The 15,166-nt window shown below is 66.0% G+C and carries 16 protein-coding genes; 5 read left to right on the forward strand and 11 right to left on the reverse strand.

Translation table 11 applies throughout. The annotated features are described in order from the left end of the window. The first annotated feature begins 308 nt into the window (after positions 1 to 308). Positions 309 to 869 (forward strand): fasciclin domain-containing protein, encoded by a 561-nt coding sequence (locus PEM_RS08630; RefSeq protein WP_111128090.1) that lies wholly within the window; start codon positions 309 to 311, stop codon positions 867 to 869. A gap of 96 nt (positions 870 to 965) precedes the next feature. Here the strand turns inward: PEM_RS08630 and PEM_RS08635 are convergent, their stop codons facing one another. Then, complete coding sequence (locus PEM_RS08635; protein WP_005416609.1) at positions 966 to 1,178, reverse strand: hypothetical protein; 213 nt, start codon at positions 1,176 to 1,178, stop codon at positions 966 to 968. A 106-nt stretch (positions 1,179 to 1,284) separates the two neighbouring features. Then, positions 1,285 to 2,466: a serine hydrolase domain-containing protein gene (locus PEM_RS08640; protein WP_111128091.1), complete on the reverse strand. Its 1,182-nt coding sequence runs from the start codon at positions 2,464 to 2,466 to the stop codon at positions 1,285 to 1,287. Positions 2,467 to 2,764: 298 nt separating this feature from the next. Here PEM_RS08640 and PEM_RS08645 point away from each other — a divergent pair, with 298 nt between their 5' ends. Continuing rightward, entirely contained in the window at positions 2,765 to 4,012 is a 1,248-nt protein-coding gene (locus PEM_RS08645) for an arsenic transporter (RefSeq protein WP_032954213.1), read from the forward strand. 24 nt (positions 4,013 to 4,036) lie between these two features. Here PEM_RS08645 and PEM_RS08650 read toward each other — a convergent pair whose 3' ends face one another. The 5 genes from PEM_RS08650 to PEM_RS08670 all read right to left on the reverse strand — a co-directional run bounded on the left by PEM_RS08650 (position 4,037) and on the right by PEM_RS08670 (position 9,466). Further along, positions 4,037 to 5,470, reverse strand: a complete 1,434-nt coding sequence (locus PEM_RS08650) for a porin (RefSeq protein WP_005416612.1) — start codon at positions 5,468 to 5,470, stop codon at positions 4,037 to 4,039. A 132-nt stretch (positions 5,471 to 5,602) separates the two neighbouring features. Then, positions 5,603 to 6,379 (reverse strand): ABC transporter permease, encoded by a 777-nt coding sequence (locus PEM_RS08655; protein WP_005409726.1) that lies wholly within the window; start codon positions 6,377 to 6,379, stop codon positions 5,603 to 5,605. Further along, complete coding sequence (locus PEM_RS08660) at positions 6,363 to 7,196, reverse strand: ABC transporter ATP-binding protein (RefSeq protein WP_005416613.1); 834 nt, start codon at positions 7,194 to 7,196, stop codon at positions 6,363 to 6,365. The genes PEM_RS08655 and PEM_RS08660 overlap by 17 nt, the downstream gene beginning before the upstream one ends. 14 nt (positions 7,197 to 7,210) lie before the next feature. Next, positions 7,211 to 8,269 (reverse strand): ABC transporter substrate-binding protein, encoded by a 1,059-nt coding sequence (locus tag PEM_RS08665; RefSeq protein WP_069138690.1) that lies wholly within the window; start codon positions 8,267 to 8,269, stop codon positions 7,211 to 7,213. 75 nt (positions 8,270 to 8,344) lie between these two features. Next, positions 8,345 to 9,466 (reverse strand): 4-oxalomesaconate tautomerase, encoded by a 1,122-nt coding sequence (locus PEM_RS08670; protein ID WP_111128093.1) that lies wholly within the window; start codon positions 9,464 to 9,466, stop codon positions 8,345 to 8,347. A gap of 109 nt (positions 9,467 to 9,575) precedes the next feature. Between PEM_RS08670 and PEM_RS08675 the strand changes: the two genes are divergently transcribed. Continuing rightward, the gene (locus PEM_RS08675; protein WP_010485668.1) at positions 9,576 to 10,478 is read left to right on the forward strand and encodes a LysR family transcriptional regulator; all 903 of its coding nucleotides are present in this window, start codon (positions 9,576 to 9,578) and stop codon (positions 10,476 to 10,478) included. A 61-nt stretch (positions 10,479 to 10,539) separates the two neighbouring features. On the opposite strand, the gene PEM_RS08680 is transcribed toward PEM_RS08675, so the two are convergent. The 4 genes from PEM_RS08680 to PEM_RS08695 form a co-directional block, all read right to left on the reverse strand. Further along, the gene (locus PEM_RS08680) at positions 10,540 to 10,920 is read right to left on the reverse strand and encodes a hypothetical protein (protein ID WP_111128094.1); all 381 of its coding nucleotides are present in this window, start codon (positions 10,918 to 10,920) and stop codon (positions 10,540 to 10,542) included. A 108-nt stretch (positions 10,921 to 11,028) separates the two neighbouring features. Further along, positions 11,029 to 11,556 (reverse strand): DUF6622 family protein, encoded by a 528-nt coding sequence (locus tag PEM_RS08685; RefSeq protein ID WP_111128096.1) that lies wholly within the window; start codon positions 11,554 to 11,556, stop codon positions 11,029 to 11,031. 118 nt (positions 11,557 to 11,674) lie between these two features. Continuing rightward, positions 11,675 to 12,529 carry a methylenetetrahydrofolate reductase gene (locus PEM_RS08690; protein ID WP_111128098.1) on the reverse strand — a complete coding sequence of 285 codons (855 nt, stop codon included), beginning with the start codon at positions 12,527 to 12,529 and terminating at the stop codon, positions 11,675 to 11,677. Further along, complete coding sequence (locus tag PEM_RS08695) at positions 12,529 to 13,443, reverse strand: LysR family transcriptional regulator (RefSeq protein WP_005416621.1); 915 nt, start codon at positions 13,441 to 13,443, stop codon at positions 12,529 to 12,531. Before PEM_RS08695 ends, PEM_RS08690 begins: the two co-directional genes overlap by 1 nt. 75 nt (positions 13,444 to 13,518) lie before the next feature. Between PEM_RS08695 and msuE the strand changes: the two genes are divergently transcribed. Both msuE and PEM_RS08705 read left to right on the forward strand, forming a co-directional pair. Beyond that, positions 13,519 to 14,112, forward strand: coding sequence for an FMN reductase (msuE, locus tag PEM_RS08700; protein ID WP_111128099.1), 594 nt, complete (start codon positions 13,519 to 13,521; stop codon positions 14,110 to 14,112). Between the two features lie 56 nt (positions 14,113 to 14,168). Continuing rightward, entirely contained in the window at positions 14,169 to 15,146 is a 978-nt protein-coding gene (locus tag PEM_RS08705) for a DUF1852 domain-containing protein (protein WP_111128101.1), read from the forward strand. The last annotated feature ends 20 nt before the right edge of the window (positions 15,147 to 15,166 follow it).

Below are 15,166 nucleotides of genomic sequence, written 5' to 3' on the forward strand. Positions count from 1 at the left end.
CCGCATTCCAAACCGAACAGCACGGGTGCTCGGGCACGCCGCGACTTACACTTGCTTTTCAAGCCTGCCAGGACAAACACGCGGCAAAGAAGGCAGCCTCCCGGACCCTGGATCCCCGTCCGACTGGTAGCGCTACCATCGCGTTGCAGCGGAGAGTAATCACCGCGGTTCGCCGTTGTCACCATGCAGCGCAGCAAAACCGCCTGCGGGCCAAACAGCTGATGACTCGGCCGTTGCTGCATCCGGTCACGCTCACCCGACGTAGGAAAAATGCCCGCACTTGCGGGTCATCCAGAAAGGAACGCACCGTGAACGCTCTTCAGCGCATCGCCGCCGCAGTCGGCTTCGCCGTACTCGTTTCGTCCGGCTCCTCGGTTTTCGCCGCCAACACCGTCATCGTGGGCGGGGCAGAAATGTACCCCACCAGGACCATCGTCGAGAACGCCGTCAATTCCAAGGATCACACCACGCTGGTTGCAGCGGTCAAAGCAGCCGGCCTGGTCGACACCCTCAACGGCGCCGGGCCCTTCACTGTTTTCGCGCCCACCAATGCGGCCTTCGAAAAGCTGCCTGCAGGCACTGTCGAGACACTGGTGAAGCCTGAAAACAAGGCACAGCTGACCCGGATCCTGACCTACCACGTCGTCCCGGGCAACTACAGTTCCGCCCAGCTTCTGGCCGATGCCCGCAAGCACAGCGGCAAGGCCGCCCTGAAGACCGTGCAGGGTGAGCCTCTCACCGTGGCGCTCCACGATGGCAAGCTCTGGGTCATCGACGCAAAGGGTGGAAAGGCAGGCATCAGCATTGCAGATGTCGGCCAGTCCAACGGCGTCATCCACGTGGTCGACACCGTGCTGATGCCCAAGTAAGCGGCCTCACGCAACGGGCATCCGGCGCGATGCCCGTTGCCCGGGCCGGTCATCCCGACGTCACCATGCGGATCCCTGCCCGGCATGGCGTCGTGGCTACCACTCCGGCCCGAGCAGCTTGGTCACTTCGGCCTCCAGTTTCTGCGCGGCCTCATCCTGGGAGGCGACCTTGATGCTCAGCCCCGACTGCGCCGGCCCCGGCACCAGCTGGTAGCGGTTGATGGTACCGCCACCGTCGCCGTCCAGCGCTACCCGCGCCACTACCGTGCGGCCATTGGCGTGGAAGGTCCAGTCCTGATAATCAAACATGCTTCAGTAGGTGTGCCGCCAAGATGTCATCCCACTTTTAGCGGCACGACAGTGAAGAACGCTCCAGGAGGATGTTCAGAGCGCGTGGACATGATGACGACAGGGCCTATTGCAGTGTCCGCGCCAACTGCAGGACATCGGCGAAGAAGGAGGGATAGTCGTCCTGTGGAGCGCTGTGGGTCTCGCGCCGGTGAACCAGACGCACGGCGACCACGCGCTGTTCCGGGACGATCATCAGGTATTGGCCCAGGTAGCCGTTGGCGGCAAAGCCGACGACCGGTCCCCGTGAGATGTCGTAGAGATCGGCGAGCTTCAGGCCGCGCGCGGAGATCTGGCTGCCGTAGCGCTGGGACCAGTCCGCGCCCATCTGATTGGCGAGGAAGGCGACCAGTGCGCTGCGGCTTTCGAATACTCGCCCTGCGCTGGCCTGCAGTGCGCGCTGTACGTCGTCATCCACGCCCCTTTTCACCAGCAGATCCCGTAGCCGGGGCTTGAGCTGGTACCGTTCCCAGGCCGGTATCCGCCACCACAGCAGCCCAACATCTGGCGCACGGGCGCTTTCGGTCGTCATCAACGCGACCGACTGCTCACTCAGGAGACGCCTGCCATCCGGTGCCACGCCTCCGTCCAGCAACAGTTGCCCGATGGCGGCAAGATCGGCCGCGCGCAGGGACAGCCCGGCCATGCCCAGCGGGGTGCCTGCCTCATCCTTCATCCAGGTGTAGTGGGCAATGCCCAGGGGCTTGAACAGCCGCGCGTCCAGATACGCGTCCACAGGCTCGCCTGCCAGGCGCTCGACAATGCCGGGCAGCAGGTTGGTAGCCTTGTTGTTGTAGGAGAACACGTTGCCCGGGTCATCGCTCAGCTCGGCAGCCAGTGCCAGCTTGACCAGGTCCGGGGCCCCTTCCAGCTCTTCGCCCGCGTTCGCCACGTTCTGCAGGCCCGAGGTATGGTCCAGCAGCATGCGCACGGTAATGGCGCTCTTCCTGCCCTGCTTCCATTCGGGATAGATCCGGCTGACCGGCGTATCGATCGAAGCCAGCTTTCCTTCGTCCAGCAGCAATGCAATGGCCAGCGCGACGACCGACTTGGTGGCCGACATCAGGTGAACGGATTCCTGCCCGGCGGCGGGCTTCAGCTCAAGCAGCGTCTCCCGCTCATGCATCACCAGGACCGCATCGGAATGCGCGGCGCGTGCATTGCGCTCGATCGCGGCAAGGGCATCGGCACGCGTCGCCGCTTGGCTGGGCCCGGCGATGCCGAACACCAGGGCCAAGGCGCAGGACAACCAGCAGGATCTTGGCATCGCAATCTCGTCCAATGAGTGTGTGCGTAGATTGGCTACATGTGTAGTCACGCTGCAGTGCCTGAAGTCATGGCGCGCTTGAGTGCTGAACGTGGGCTGGGCGCCGCCCCCCGGCCCACCTGCAACGCGGTCGACGGCAGCGGTCGCCAAGCCGCGCCGCACGGTATGATGCGGCGACCCGGAACCTGCGATGATTTGCAGCGGCCGCCCATCCGCTGATCGCGCGCGCCAGGCCCCACCTGCGCCGGGGTCGCTGCAGGTGCCGCTGAAGCCCCACTCCATGCTCGCCCCCCAAGCCCCCCTCGTGATCTGGGCAGCGGTCGCCGTTGCCACCCTCGGTCTGCTGTTCCGTCCTTTGCGCATCCCCGAATATGTGTGGGCGTTGGGCGCTGCCGCCCTGTTGCCGTTGCTGGGCGCGGTGTCGCTGCATACCGCATGGGGTGCGGTGGCCGAAGGCCGCGACGTCTACCTGTTCCTGGTCGGCATGATGATGCTGGCCGAACTGGCGCGGCGCGAAGGCCTGTTCGATTGGGTCGCGTTGTACGCGGTGCGGCATGCGGGCGGATCCGGGCGACGCCTGTTCGACCTGGTGTTCCTGGTCGGCACGCTGGTGACGGTGTTCCTGTCCAACGATGCAACGGCCGTAGTGCTGACGCCGGCGGTCTACGCTGCCTGCAAGGCGGCGCGCGCCAATCCCCTGCCCTACCTGTTCGTCTGTGCATTCATTGCCAATGCGGCCAGCTTCGTGCTGCCCATTTCCAATCCGGCCAACCTGGTGGTGTACGGCCAGCACCTGCCGCCGCTGCTGCAATGGCTGGCGCAGTTCGCGCTGCCGTCGGCGGCGGCGATCGGTGCCACCTACCTGGTCCTGCGCTGGGTGCACCGGCGCGAGATCGCCCAGCCGCTTGTGGCCGCGCCGGCGCATCGCCCGTTGACCGACGGCGGCCGGCTGAGCGCACTGGGCGTGCTGTTCACCGGCACCGTGTTGCTGGTCACGTCGGCCTTGAACGGGCCATTGGGCCTGACCACGTTCTGCGCAGGTACGCTGAGTGTTGCGGTGGTGGCGATCCGCCAGCGGCGCAGCCCGCTGCCACTGCTGCGCCACGTGTCCTGGGGGGTGCTGCCGCTGGTGGCGGGACTGTTCGTGCTGGTGGAAGCGGTGGCGCAGACCGGTGTCATCCAGACCGCGGCCAGCGCCCTGCAGGCCCTGGCGCAGGCATCTCCCCGCCAGGCCAGCTGGCTGGCCGGTGGCGCGGCTGCGCTGCTGAGCAACGTAGCCAACAACCTGCCGGTCGGCCTGGCCGCCGGTTCGCTGGGGCAGATGGCCGACCTGCCGGCGCAGACCCGTGCCGCATTGCTGGTCGGCGTGGATCTGGGACCCAACCTGTCGGTCACCGGTTCGCTGGCGACGATGCTGTGGCTTGTGGCGCTGCGCCGCGAGGGCGAGCATGTCAGCGCGCTCGACTTCCTGCGCGTCGGCGCGCTGGTGATGCCGCCGGCGTTGATCGGAGCACTGCTGCTGCTCTGATCGGCGCACGAGCGACATGCGCTGCTAGAAGGCCACCTGCAGGCGGGTGTTGAAGGTGGTGCCTTCATCCCTGCCCTGGCCGGTGCCGCTGCGGTTGCGGGTCTGCCAACGGATCGCCTCGAACATCACGCGGCTGAAATCGTTGAGATACCAGTTCGCACCCAGCGTCCACGCGTGGCCAGTACCGCCACTGGGCAGCTCGGCATAGTCCACATCCTCGTAGCGCCCCTTCAGTTCCCATGCCCCGGCACCGCCGCGGGTGACAGGATCGGCCACCTTGACCCGGCCCCAGGTGCCGGCCTTGCCCGAATAGGCCGGCCTTGCACCGGCCAGGAACCAGCCAGCCGAAATCGCCCAGGCCTGGTGGTCCAGATCGTAGCGCCCGCTGGCGTCGGCCCCGCGCAGGTTGCGCGTACCCCATTCGCCGGTCGCCCAGGCCGGCCCGAAGAAGCCTGCCAGTTCCGCGCCATAGGCCGTGCTGCGCTCGGCGCCCAGCAGTGTGCCCGGCGCGATCTTGACCAGGTCGTTGAAGTGCCCGGCGATGGCCGAACTGCGGACGACGCCGCTGGCGCCTGCGGCGATCTCCTCGTGGAAGGCCCAGGCCCCCAGGTGCACCGTGACCGCATCACTGGCCACCGGGTTCCAATGCACGCGCGTGGCCCAGGTCTGGCTGTCGTTGTCGGTGCCGGCGTTGTTGAGATCGTTGCCGGCCACCGACAGGCTGGCATGCCAGTCCTTGCCGTACACGCGCTCGGTCAGGCCGACACCGAACAGGCCGCGCTGCGGCAGCATCAGCGTGCCGACCACGTTGCGGTCCTGGAACGGCGTGTTGGAAGTGCTGCTGGAGCCGTCGATACCCCGGTCGTTGAGGCGGTTGCCCATGGTCAGGTCGGCCGGCAGCCCGAACAGGCGGTGGTCCACGGTGGCGTAGACCGACTTCCACGCCACCGCGTTGTCGGCGAAGTCACCTTCCACCGCCCAGCCGAGGATGCCATAGCGGCCTTCGGCGCCCAGCCGCACCGAGCGGATCTCGGTACCGGAGATGTTGCGGTCACTCACTGATGATCCGTCTGTGCTGGATGCGTCGACGAACAGGCGTCCGCGCGGACGGAACGCCACGCTGCCATCGGCACTGCTGAACTCCGGTGCGCCCTTGGACCAGGTGACCTTGGGCGCCTTGGCCTGGCTGGATTCCAGTGCGGCGACGCGGGTGTCCAGCGCGGGGCCCTGCGTTGCGGCCGCCGCACCGGCGGTGCTGTGCCCGCCCTCCACGGCACGCAGGCGCGCCTCCAACTGCTGGATCTGCAGCGCCTGCTGCTGCACCAGGCGTGAGAGTTCGGCCTGGCTCAGTGGTGCGGGTGGGGACGAAACAGCCTGGGCGCCAGCATGGCCACTGGCCAACAGCAGGCCGAGCGCGACCGACAGCGCTGCCAGCGGCAGCACGGTGGAATGGTTCATGGACTCTCTCCGGCCAGCCGGCCCCCTGGCCCGGCGCTGGCCTGTTGCGGTGGTGCGGGGGAAGATCGGGGGAGGAAGCGCGCGCCGCCGGATCGGCCCGGCGGCGCGGCAGGCGGGCTCAGCCCGGCCCGGTCAGCTGGTGGCCTGGGCCTGGGCGTTGGGACGCCAGGTGATCAGCTTGTTCTCGACCACGTCCAGCAGCGCGTCGATGACCAGCACGAAGGCGGCCAGGATGATGATGCCGGCGAACACACCGACGGCGTTGAAGTTGCCTTCTGCCTGCGCGATCAGGTAGCCCAGGCCCGCCGAGGCGCCGAGGTACTCACCGATGATCGCGCCGACCACGGCGAAGCCCACCGAGGTGCGCAGCGAGGACAGGATCCAGCTGGCCGCTGCCGGGAAGTAGACATGGCGTAGCAGGTCGCTGCGGCTTGCGCCCAGGATGCGGGCATTGGCCAGCACCACCGGATTCACCTCGCGTACGCCCTGCATGGCATTGAAGAACGTGGTGAAGAACACCAGGGTGACCGCCAGCGCCACCTTCGACCACAGGCCCAGCCCCAGCCACAACACGAAAATCGGGGCCAGCACCACGCGCGGAATTGCGTTGAAGCCTTTGATGAAGGGATCGAGGATGCGCGCCGAGCGGCGGCTCAGGCCCAGCCAGACACCGCCGGCCACGCCGAGGCCGGTGCCGATGATGTAGCCCAGCGCGGTTTCGGTCAGCGTGATGTAGACGTGCTGGTAGAACGAGGTATCGGACAGCCAGGTCCAGGCCTGCTGCACGATCGCCGTTGGCGATGGGAAGAAGAACGGATCGATCACGCCCAGCGCGATGCCGCCCTCCCAGCCGCCGAACACGGCCACAACCAGGGCCAGTTGGATGAACTTGTCAGTCTTGGCGTGCATAGCTCTTCTCCACTTCGCCGCGCAGGCAGGCCCATATGTCGCGGTACAGGTCGGTGAAACGGTCATCCAGCTTGATTTCGGCCACGTTCCGCGGCCGTTCCAGATCCACGTCGAAACTGCGCACGACACGGCTGGCCGGGCCGGAGGACAGCACCACCACGCGGTCGCCCAGGGCGATCGCTTCTTCCAGATCGTGGGTGATCAGGATCACCGAGCGCCGGTCCTCCTGCCACAGGCGCAGCAGCTCGTTCTGCATCAGGTGCCGGGTGTGGATGTCCAGCGCCGAGAACGGCTCATCCATCAGGATCACCTTCGGCTCGACGATCAACGCCTGCGCCATCTGCACGCGCTTGCGCTGGCCACCGGACAGCTGGTGGGGGTAGCGATGCTCGAAACCAGCCAGGCCGACCTTGGCCAGCCACGCGTTGGCCTTGGCCTTGCGTTCGGCTTCGGGCACGCCACGGAAACGCAGGCCGAGCTCAACGTTCTGGTATGCGGTCTTCCACGGCAGCAGCGCGTCCTGCTGGAACAGGTAGCCCACCGACTCCTGGACCCCGCTGACCGCACGGCCGTCGATGCTGACCTGGCCGGACGACGGCTTCAGCAGGCCCGCCACGGAATTGAGGATGGTGCTCTTGCCGCAGCCGGTTGGCCCAACGATGGCAAGGAACTCGCCATCACCTACCTGGATGTCGACATCACGAACGGCGGTGAATTCGCCGAAGGACATGGTCACCTTGTTGAGCGCGACCATGGTCTGTGCAGGCTCCAGCTGCGGTGCGCCATTGAGCTGGCGCACGGTGGCATTGAGGGCCATGGGGTTACCTCCGCTTACGGTTGGGCAGCCGGCGCCGCAGCGTTGGCACGCTCGACGAAAGCATTGGTGTAGGTGCGGGACAGATCGATGTTGGCCTTGGCCACGTCCGTATTGAACTCGCGCAGCACCTTCAACGGCGTTTCCAGATCAGCCGGCGTGAAATGACCGTCGCGGGTGAAGATCGCGCGGGCGTTCTCCACCGCGCGCGCATAGGTGGCGCGGTCGCCAGAAACGTAGCTGTCCGGCAGCGCCGCAACGATGTCTTCAGCACTGTTGTCGGCGATGAACTTCAACGCCATCTGCTCGGCGCGGGCAATCTTCTCGGCCGCTTCGGGGCGCTTGTCCAGGAAGCTCTGGTTGGCGTACATCACCGAGGTCGGGTACAGGCCGCCATAGACCTGGCGGGCGCCGTCATCGCTGCGCGCGTCGAGGAGGATCTTCCCGACCTTGCGCTCGGTGATCAGGGTGGCGGCCGGGTCGTAGTTGACCAGCAGGTCGATCTTGCCCTGCTCCAGCGCGGCTACCGCTGCGGCGCCCGAGCCGACGCCGATCAACGAGATGCTGTCAGCCGGAATATCGTGCTGGGCGAGGAAGTGACGGACGAAGAAATCCGACGATGAGCCCGGTGCGGTAATGCCGACCTTCTGGCCCTTGATGGTCTCCGGGCGGGCCGGATCGAAGGTGGCATCCTCGCGGCCGGCCATCACCAGGCCGGAGTTGCGCGAGAGCAGCACGAAGGCCACCACGTCCTTGCCCTTGGCCTGCATCTGGATGGTGTGGTCGTAGAAGCCGACGGCCACGTCGGTGGAATTGGCCACCAGCGCCTGCAATACCTTGGAGCCGCCCTGGGCGAAGTTCTCGGTCTTCACCTGCAGGCCGACGTCCTTGAAGTACCCCTTGGCGTCGGCGATGAAGAACGGCAGGTTGTTGAGGTTGTAGGAGCCGACGCTGATGCGTACCGGTGCATGGTCACCACCGCCGGCGGATGCGCCTTCGGTGCGCCCGCTGTTGCTGCATCCGGCCGCGGCCAGACCAGCCGCGCACAGCGCGGCCATCAAGAACTGCTTGTACATCATCCCTCCCAGGAGTGAAGCATCTACGTTGTAATGGCGGGCATGCGCACCTGCGCCGGCCCGTCCGGGTTCAGATCATGCCGCTGACGTCCATTGGCGGGCTTGGGTGGAACCGGCCACGGCAAGTGCTGGCGTGGTGGCAAACACGCGGCCCTCGAACAGGCGGCGTGCGGTGCGCACGACGCTGGCAACGACCGGCGCATCCTGCGAGCTGCGACTGAGGCCCACCTCCAGGGCCCCGCCCGGATGTTCGAGGGTAATGCTGCCGGGAACGGACAGGCATCCGACCAAAGTGTGGGCCAGCGTGCCCGGCGTAACGGCGGCGGTGGCCAGGCCAACCGCGCCGGTAATGGCCAGCGCGGTGTGGCATTGATGCGGCATGAAATAGCGCACCTGCAGATCGCCCCCATGTTGCGGCGCCGACAGCAGCACCGGCTTCGGAATGACCTTGTTGCCGGCGTCGGCGATGCCCATGCGGGCGCCTGCCTCGATGCGCAGCGCTTCCAGCCGGCGCATGAATACCGCGTCCGCGCTCAGTTCGGCGGGCGGGGCATCGCCGCGCACGCCCAGGTCTTCGGCACGTACCAGCATCATCGGCATCGCGCAGTCCACCAGGCTGACCGGCACGCCATCGATGGTCTCCTGCGCGTGCCCGCTGGGCAGCAGCTTGCCGGTGCGGGCACCTGCCGCATCAAGGAAGGAGAGCCTGACCGGCGAGGCCGAGCCCGGCGCGCCGGCAATGCGCGTATCACCGCGGTAGACCACATTGCCGCCCGGCGTTTCCACCGTGGCGATGATCAGCTTGCCGGTGTTGACGTTGTGGATGCGCACCTCGGTCTGCGGATCCTGCGCCTGCACCAGCCCACGTTCGATGGCATACGGGCCTACGGCCGCCAGCATGTTGCCGCAGTTCGGCGAGGTATCCACCACCTGCTGCTCTACCCGTACCTGGGCGAACAGGTAGTCGACATCGGCGTCCGGACGGCTGGAGCGGTCGATGATCGCCACCTTGCTGGTCAGCGCGTTGCCACCGCCGATGCCGTCGATCTGCAACGGATGGCCCGAGCCCATCACTTCCAGCAGCAGGCGATCGCGTTCAGCGATGTCCATCGGAAGGTCGCTGGCCAGGAAGAACGGGCCCTTGGAGGTACCGCCGCGCATGAGCACGCAGGGAATGCTGAGCAGATCGTTGGACATACGTGTGCTAGATTGATGCGTATAGGGGATGAATTACCCCTCTGTGATTCGATACTGGCATGACCCCAATTGATCTGTGAATTGCTGATTTTCGGATGATTGATACCCAATGAGCATCAATTGCGAAATCCTGGATCTGCGTGCGTTCCTGCTGGTCTCGGAGACCCGCAGCTTCCATCGCGCCGCGGAAATCCTGCACGTCTCCCAGCCAGCACTCAGCCGGCGGATCCAGAAGCTGGAGCAGGCCGTGGGTTCGCCACTGCTGGAGCGCACCACGCGCAGCGTCAGTACCACCGCTGTCGGCGAGAACCTGCTGCCGCTGGTACGCCGCATGCTGGAGGAATTCGATGGCTCGCTGTTCTCACTGCGCGGCCGGGAGGACACCCGCGGCGCCACCGTGACCATCGCGTGCCTGCCGACGGCGGCGTTCTACTTCCTGCCCAGCGTGATGGCGCGTTTCCACGAAGCGCACCCGAACGTGCGCTTCCGCATCCTGGATATCCCGGCGACGGAGGGTCTGCAGGCAGTGGAACGTGGCGAAGTCGAGTTCGGCATCAACTTCATGGGCGCCAACGATCCGAATCTCGATTTCGACGTGCTCGCTGAAGATCCATTCGTGCTGGCATGCCGCCGCGATCATCCTCTGGCACGCAAGCGCAAGGTGGAATGGGCCGACCTGGCCGAGCACCAGCTGATCACCGTGCATCGCACCAGCGGTAACCGCACGCTGCTGGATGGTGCGCTGGCGCGCGAGAACCTCAAGTTGAGCTGGCACTATGAAGTGACGCACCTGTCGACGTCACTGGGCATGGTCGAGGCGGGCATCGGCGTGTCGGTGCTGCCGAAGATGGCCACGCCGGACGGGGATCACCCCACCCTGGTGACACGCGCGATCGGCAATCCTGTGGTATCGCGCACGATCGGGATCGTCCGACGCCGGGGCGCCCTGCTCTCGCCCACGGCGGAGCGCTTTCTGCAGATGCTGATGAGCCAGTGGCGCGGGGAGGCGTGAGCAACTGCGCGGTTCACGCGCCTATGCGTTCCGGCGCGCCAGACGCTGGCAGGGCCGCCCTTCATGACGAAGCCACGAAGATCGACGCAATACCCGCGAGCGATCCCACGGCCACCCACGAGAGCGTGGCGAATGCAACCAGCAACACCTTCCGGTGGACGACCTGCGCTTCGTTTCGGGACTCCGGCCGCCGCGCAAAGGGCCTGGAGAAACCCAGCAGTTCGCCAGTGACTGTCAGCGCCCCCATCAGGATCAGCGCGGTTACGCAGAAGCCGAACATGGCGCCGATGAAGGCCAAATACCGGGTATCACCGATAGCCGGCTGCGTCCCGGCCAGCGCCTCCACAAGTTGCCCCGTCCACCGTGCGGGCAGCCAGGCCAGGGCGGCGACAATGCTGAAGTGACTGGCCACGTTGATCCAGAACCAGGATGTGGTCTTCATGACGTCAGCGTTTCCGGTGTTGGCCAGTGGCGGGCATCGTGACGCCTGCGCCAGCGCCGCACAACCCTGCCTGGGGACGCGGGCCAGCGGCCGGCACGCCTCGGACAATCAGCCTGCGGTTTCCAGCCCCTTGCCCGCCGCATCCATCCGCAGCGAGCCCAGGTACCGGCAATATTTGCCCACGAAGATGCCAGTGAACCCGCCCGTCAGCAGCAGGTAGGCGGCACTGAAGCCGGCATGGGCGGACAGCGACGGCGACACCGCAAATGCGACTTCGAAGCCGTACTTCACCAGGAAGGTAGCCAGCAGCAGCGGTAGCAGGCTGAAGTCCGCGCTGCGCCAGAGCTTGCCGGTGCTGCGGTCCAGCGTCAGCTTCAATCGATTCAACAGCAGCCAGGCAAGCGTCGCGCCCGTGGCGATGCCGACCAGCCATTCGCTCCAGGCGCTCAGCGAAGCGCCGAAGCGATGGCTGACCGACCACGCACCCCAGACAGCGAACAAGGCGGGTACGATCGCCAGCTTCTGCAGCGAGGTCTCGGCCGGCTTCATGGCGGCGATGCCACGGGTGATCAGGAAGGCCAGGAGCAGCCACACCCAGATTGGCGTCTGCGAGGCGAGGTGCTGAAGCATGTTCATGAGCGGTCCCCTTGGTGAGTGGTGGCGAGGCGCCCTCGCCTTGGCGCTCACTATTCGCTTCCGCCCGGGTTGCAGCCAGTGACAGCTGTCAGCCATCGCGGGTTACGCTGCGGACACTTTAAATGCGCCGCCGGTACTGCTCCATCCACTCCAGCGACGGCGCAACACCACCGAACGGGAAGAAATGCGGGCTGACCTGGCCATGGGCGTCCGTCAGCCCCTTCACCAGGCGATCGATGAACACCTCCGGCCCTGCCGTGCCGAGCAGCCGGCCGATCGAGATGCCATACCGGGCCAGCATCGATGCACTGGCACCTACGCCGCACATCGCGGCGTATCGCAGCAGCCGGGTGATGCTGGCCGGACCCGGCACACCGACCAGCACCGGAACCGCGATGCCACGCGTGCGCAGTGCATCCAGCCAGGCCAGCACGGTATCGGCATCGAAGGCGAACTGGGTGACGACCAAGGGGGCCATGCCACGTGCTTCGATGGCCTGGCATTTACCCTCCAGCGCCTGCCAGCGTTCTTCACTGCGCATTGCCGGATGCCCTTCCGGGTGCCCGCCGATAGCAACGACCTTGATGCCGGATTGCTCCAGAACACCGGTCTGGATGATCGAAGCACTGTCGGCAAACGGTCCGGCGGGCGTGGCCAGGTCGCCCGCGATCAGCAGGCAACGCGCGACCCCGGCTTCGCCGGCGGCACGCTCCAGGAAGCGTTCAAGCGCTGCGCGTGACCCGACGCGCCGCGCAGAGAGATGCGGCATCGGTTCGAATCCGAGCGCGCGCACCGTGTGCGCGGCGGCCAGGCGGGTGTCGTCATCCTCGCTGGTCAGGTAGGGAATGGAGATGACCGTACCGCGCGGGATCCGATCCGCCTCGGCGCACAGCGCGGGCATGGCCTTCGCGCTGACTTCCAGTGAAAAAGCGCTGATGAAGGCGTCCGCCCGCAGTGACAGGCCTGCCGGCATCAACGTGCTCCGCCCACATTGCCGGCAAGCGGCGAGCTGTTGCGGGCCAGTTCGATGAAGGCCTGCAGGTAGTCGATACCGGTATCGGCCTCGCGCGCGCCCAGGTAGATCTGCTTGGGGATGCCCTTGGCGCCCAGCCGTACGGGCACCACGTCCATGCGCGTGGCGTACTCCTCCACCAGCCAGCGCGGCATGGCAGCCACGCCGCGGCCGCTGGCCACCATCTGCATCATGATGTCGGTGGTTTCAATGGCCTTGTGGCGCCGCGGGGTGATGCCGGCCGGCAGCAGGAACTGGTTGTAGATGTCCAGGCGCTCGAACGGCACCGGGTAGCTGATCAGCACTTCCTGGCTGAGCTGGCGCGGCTTTACGTGATCCACCTTGGCCAGGGCGTGGTTGCTGGCCACCACCAGCACCTGCTCGTAGTCGAACACCGGGATGAACTTCAGGCCCGGCTTCAGCAGTGGATCAGGCGTGACCAGCAGGTCGATCTCGTAGCCGAACAACGCGCCGATGCCGCCGAACTGGAACTTCTGCTTGACGTCCACATCCACGTCCGGCCACGCGGCCAGGTACGGCGAGACGATCTTCAGCAGCCACTGGTAACAGGGGTGGCATTCCATGCCGATGCGCAGCGCGCCGCGCTCGCCCTGGGCAAACTGGCGCAGGCGCTCCTCGGCCAGGTCCAGCTGCGGCAGCACCCGGTTGGCAACTGCCAGCAGATATTGCCCGGCCTGGGTCAGCCGCAGGCTGCGGCCTTCGCGCAGCCAGACATCGGTACCCAGCTGCTGCTCCAGCTTCTTCATGCTGTGGCTGAGCGCCGACTGGGTCAGGTTGAGCACGCCGGCAGCAGCGGTGAGCGAGCCCTGCTGCTCGACCTGCTGCACGATGCTGAGGTGGATCCGCTCCAACATTAAGATGAATCTCACTCATGGGTAGGTGAAGTAATACCATTTTACGTCATGGAAAGGCATGACTAGGATCGGGTCATGCCTTCATCCCAACGCCCCCTCCGTATCGTCGCCGTTTCCGGTGGACTGCAGCGCCCCTCCCGGGCCGCCACCCTCGCCGAGCACCTGCTGGGCCTGATCGGCGAGAACATGCGCAGCGAACAGCAGCTGATCGAACTCGGCGAACTGGCGCCGCAGCTGGCCGGTGCGCTGTGGCGTTCGCAGCTCCCGGAGGTTGTCGAGCGCCAGCTGGTGGCCGTCGAACGAGCCGATGTCCTCGTGGTGAGCACGCCGGTCTATCGCGGCTCCTACACAGGGCTGTTCAAGCACTTCTTCGACTTCATCGACCAGGACGCGCTGGTCGATACCCCCATCCTGCTGGCCGCGACCGGCGGCAGTGACCGCCATGCATTGGTGATCGATCACCAGCTGCGGCCGCTGTTCAGCTTCTTCCAGGCCCGCACCCTGCCCCTGGGCGTGTATGCCACCGACCGCGATTTCACCGAGGGGCACGTGCACGACGAAGCGCTGATCCAGCGCGCACGACTGGCGGTGCAGCGCGCAATGCCGCTGCTTGCGCTGTCCCATCGCCGCGCGCCACTCGCCGCCGCTGAGGCCATCGAAGCCCTTTGAATGCCAGATGCCGCCGACCTGCCTCTGGATGTCACCCCGCAAACGGAACGCCGCCCATGACGAACGACGCCTTCACCTTCAGCATCACGCGCATCCCCTTCAACGAGGACTACCAGCCGGCCGAAGGCACGCGCATCACCACCAACTTCGCCAACCTGGCGCGCGGCGCATCCCGGCAGGAGAACCTGCGCAACACGATCAGCATGATCAACAACCGCTTCAATGATCTGGCGCATTGGGACAACCCAAGCGCCGATCGCTACGCGGTCGAGCTGGACATCATCTCGGTGGAGATGCACATCGATGGCAACGCGGGCAGCGACCCCTTTCCCTTGATAGAAGTGCTGCGCCCGACCATTGTCGACACGCACACCGGCGCACGCACCGAAGGCATCGTCGGCAACAACTTCTCGTCCTATGTCCGTGACTACGACTTCAGCGTGGTGCTTCCGGCCAGCAACGAAGGCAAGGACACCTTCGGCCTTCCGGAGGGCTTTGGCGACCTGCATGGCAAGCTGTTCAAGCACTTCCTGCGCTCGGACGCCTACCGCGCCAACTTCAGCAAGGGACCGGTGATCTGCATCAGCGTTTCCAGCAGCAAGACCTACCACCGCACCGAGAACCACCATCCAATCCTGGGCGTGGAATACCGCCAGGGTGAGTTCTCCCCCACTGACCAGTACTTCGACAAGATGGGCCTGCGGGTACGCTATTTCATGCCGCCGGGCAGCGTCGCACCGCTGGCGTTCTACTTCCAGGGCGACCTGCTGGGCGATTACTCGAACCTGGAGCTGATCGGCACCATCAGCACGATGGAGGCCTTCCAGAAGATCTACCGCCCGGAGATCTACAACGCCAATTCCGTGGCCGGCAAGGTCTACCAGCCCAGCCTGAAGCACCAGGATTACTCCTCCACCCGCATCGTCTACGACCGCGAAGAGCGCAGCCAGCTGGCGGTCAAGCAGGGCCGGTTCACCGAAGAACACTTCATCAAGCCGTACCGCGCCGTGCTTGAGCAGTGGGCCGCCCGCTGATCCATCGATTTACCATTCGC

The sequence above is a fragment of the Stenotrophomonas sp. Pemsol genome (assembly GCF_003586545.1).
Taxonomy (GTDB): Bacteria; Pseudomonadota; Gammaproteobacteria; order Xanthomonadales; family Xanthomonadaceae; genus Stenotrophomonas; species Stenotrophomonas sepilia.

Excerpts from the sequence above, each read along its gene's own strand:
- PEM_RS08635 (WP_005416609.1), bottom strand. The coding sequence starts at position 1,178 with ATGTTTGATTATCAGGACTGGACCTTCCACGCCAATGGCCGCACGGTA.
- PEM_RS08645 (WP_032954213.1), top strand. The coding sequence starts at position 2,765 with ATGCTCGCCCCCCAAGCCCCCCTCGTGATCTGGGCAGCGGTCGCCGTT.
- PEM_RS08650 (WP_005416612.1), bottom strand. The coding sequence starts at position 5,470 with ATGAACCATTCCACCGTGCTGCCGCTGGCAGCGCTGTCGGTCGCGCTC.
- PEM_RS08655 (WP_005409726.1), bottom strand. The coding sequence starts at position 6,379 with ATGCACGCCAAGACTGACAAGTTCATCCAACTGGCCCTGGTTGTGGCC.
- PEM_RS08660 (WP_005416613.1), bottom strand. The coding sequence starts at position 7,196 with ATGGCCCTCAATGCCACCGTGCGCCAGCTCAATGGCGCACCGCAGCTG.
- PEM_RS08665 (WP_069138690.1), bottom strand. The coding sequence starts at position 8,269 with ATGTACAAGCAGTTCTTGATGGCCGCGCTGTGCGCGGCTGGTCTGGCC.
- PEM_RS08670 (WP_111128093.1), bottom strand. The coding sequence starts at position 9,466 with ATGTCCAACGATCTGCTCAGCATTCCCTGCGTGCTCATGCGCGGCGGT.
- PEM_RS08675 (WP_010485668.1), top strand. The coding sequence starts at position 9,576 with ATGAGCATCAATTGCGAAATCCTGGATCTGCGTGCGTTCCTGCTGGTC.
- PEM_RS08680 (WP_111128094.1), bottom strand. The coding sequence starts at position 10,920 with ATGAAGACCACATCCTGGTTCTGGATCAACGTGGCCAGTCACTTCAGC.
- PEM_RS08685 (WP_111128096.1), bottom strand. The coding sequence starts at position 11,556 with ATGAACATGCTTCAGCACCTCGCCTCGCAGACGCCAATCTGGGTGTGG.
- PEM_RS08690 (WP_111128098.1), bottom strand. The coding sequence starts at position 12,529 with ATGCCGGCAGGCCTGTCACTGCGGGCGGACGCCTTCATCAGCGCTTTT.
- PEM_RS08695 (WP_005416621.1), bottom strand. The coding sequence starts at position 13,443 with ATGTTGGAGCGGATCCACCTCAGCATCGTGCAGCAGGTCGAGCAGCAG.
- msuE (WP_111128099.1), top strand. The coding sequence starts at position 13,519 with ATGCCTTCATCCCAACGCCCCCTCCGTATCGTCGCCGTTTCCGGTGGA.
- PEM_RS08705 (WP_111128101.1), top strand. The coding sequence starts at position 14,169 with ATGACGAACGACGCCTTCACCTTCAGCATCACGCGCATCCCCTTCAAC.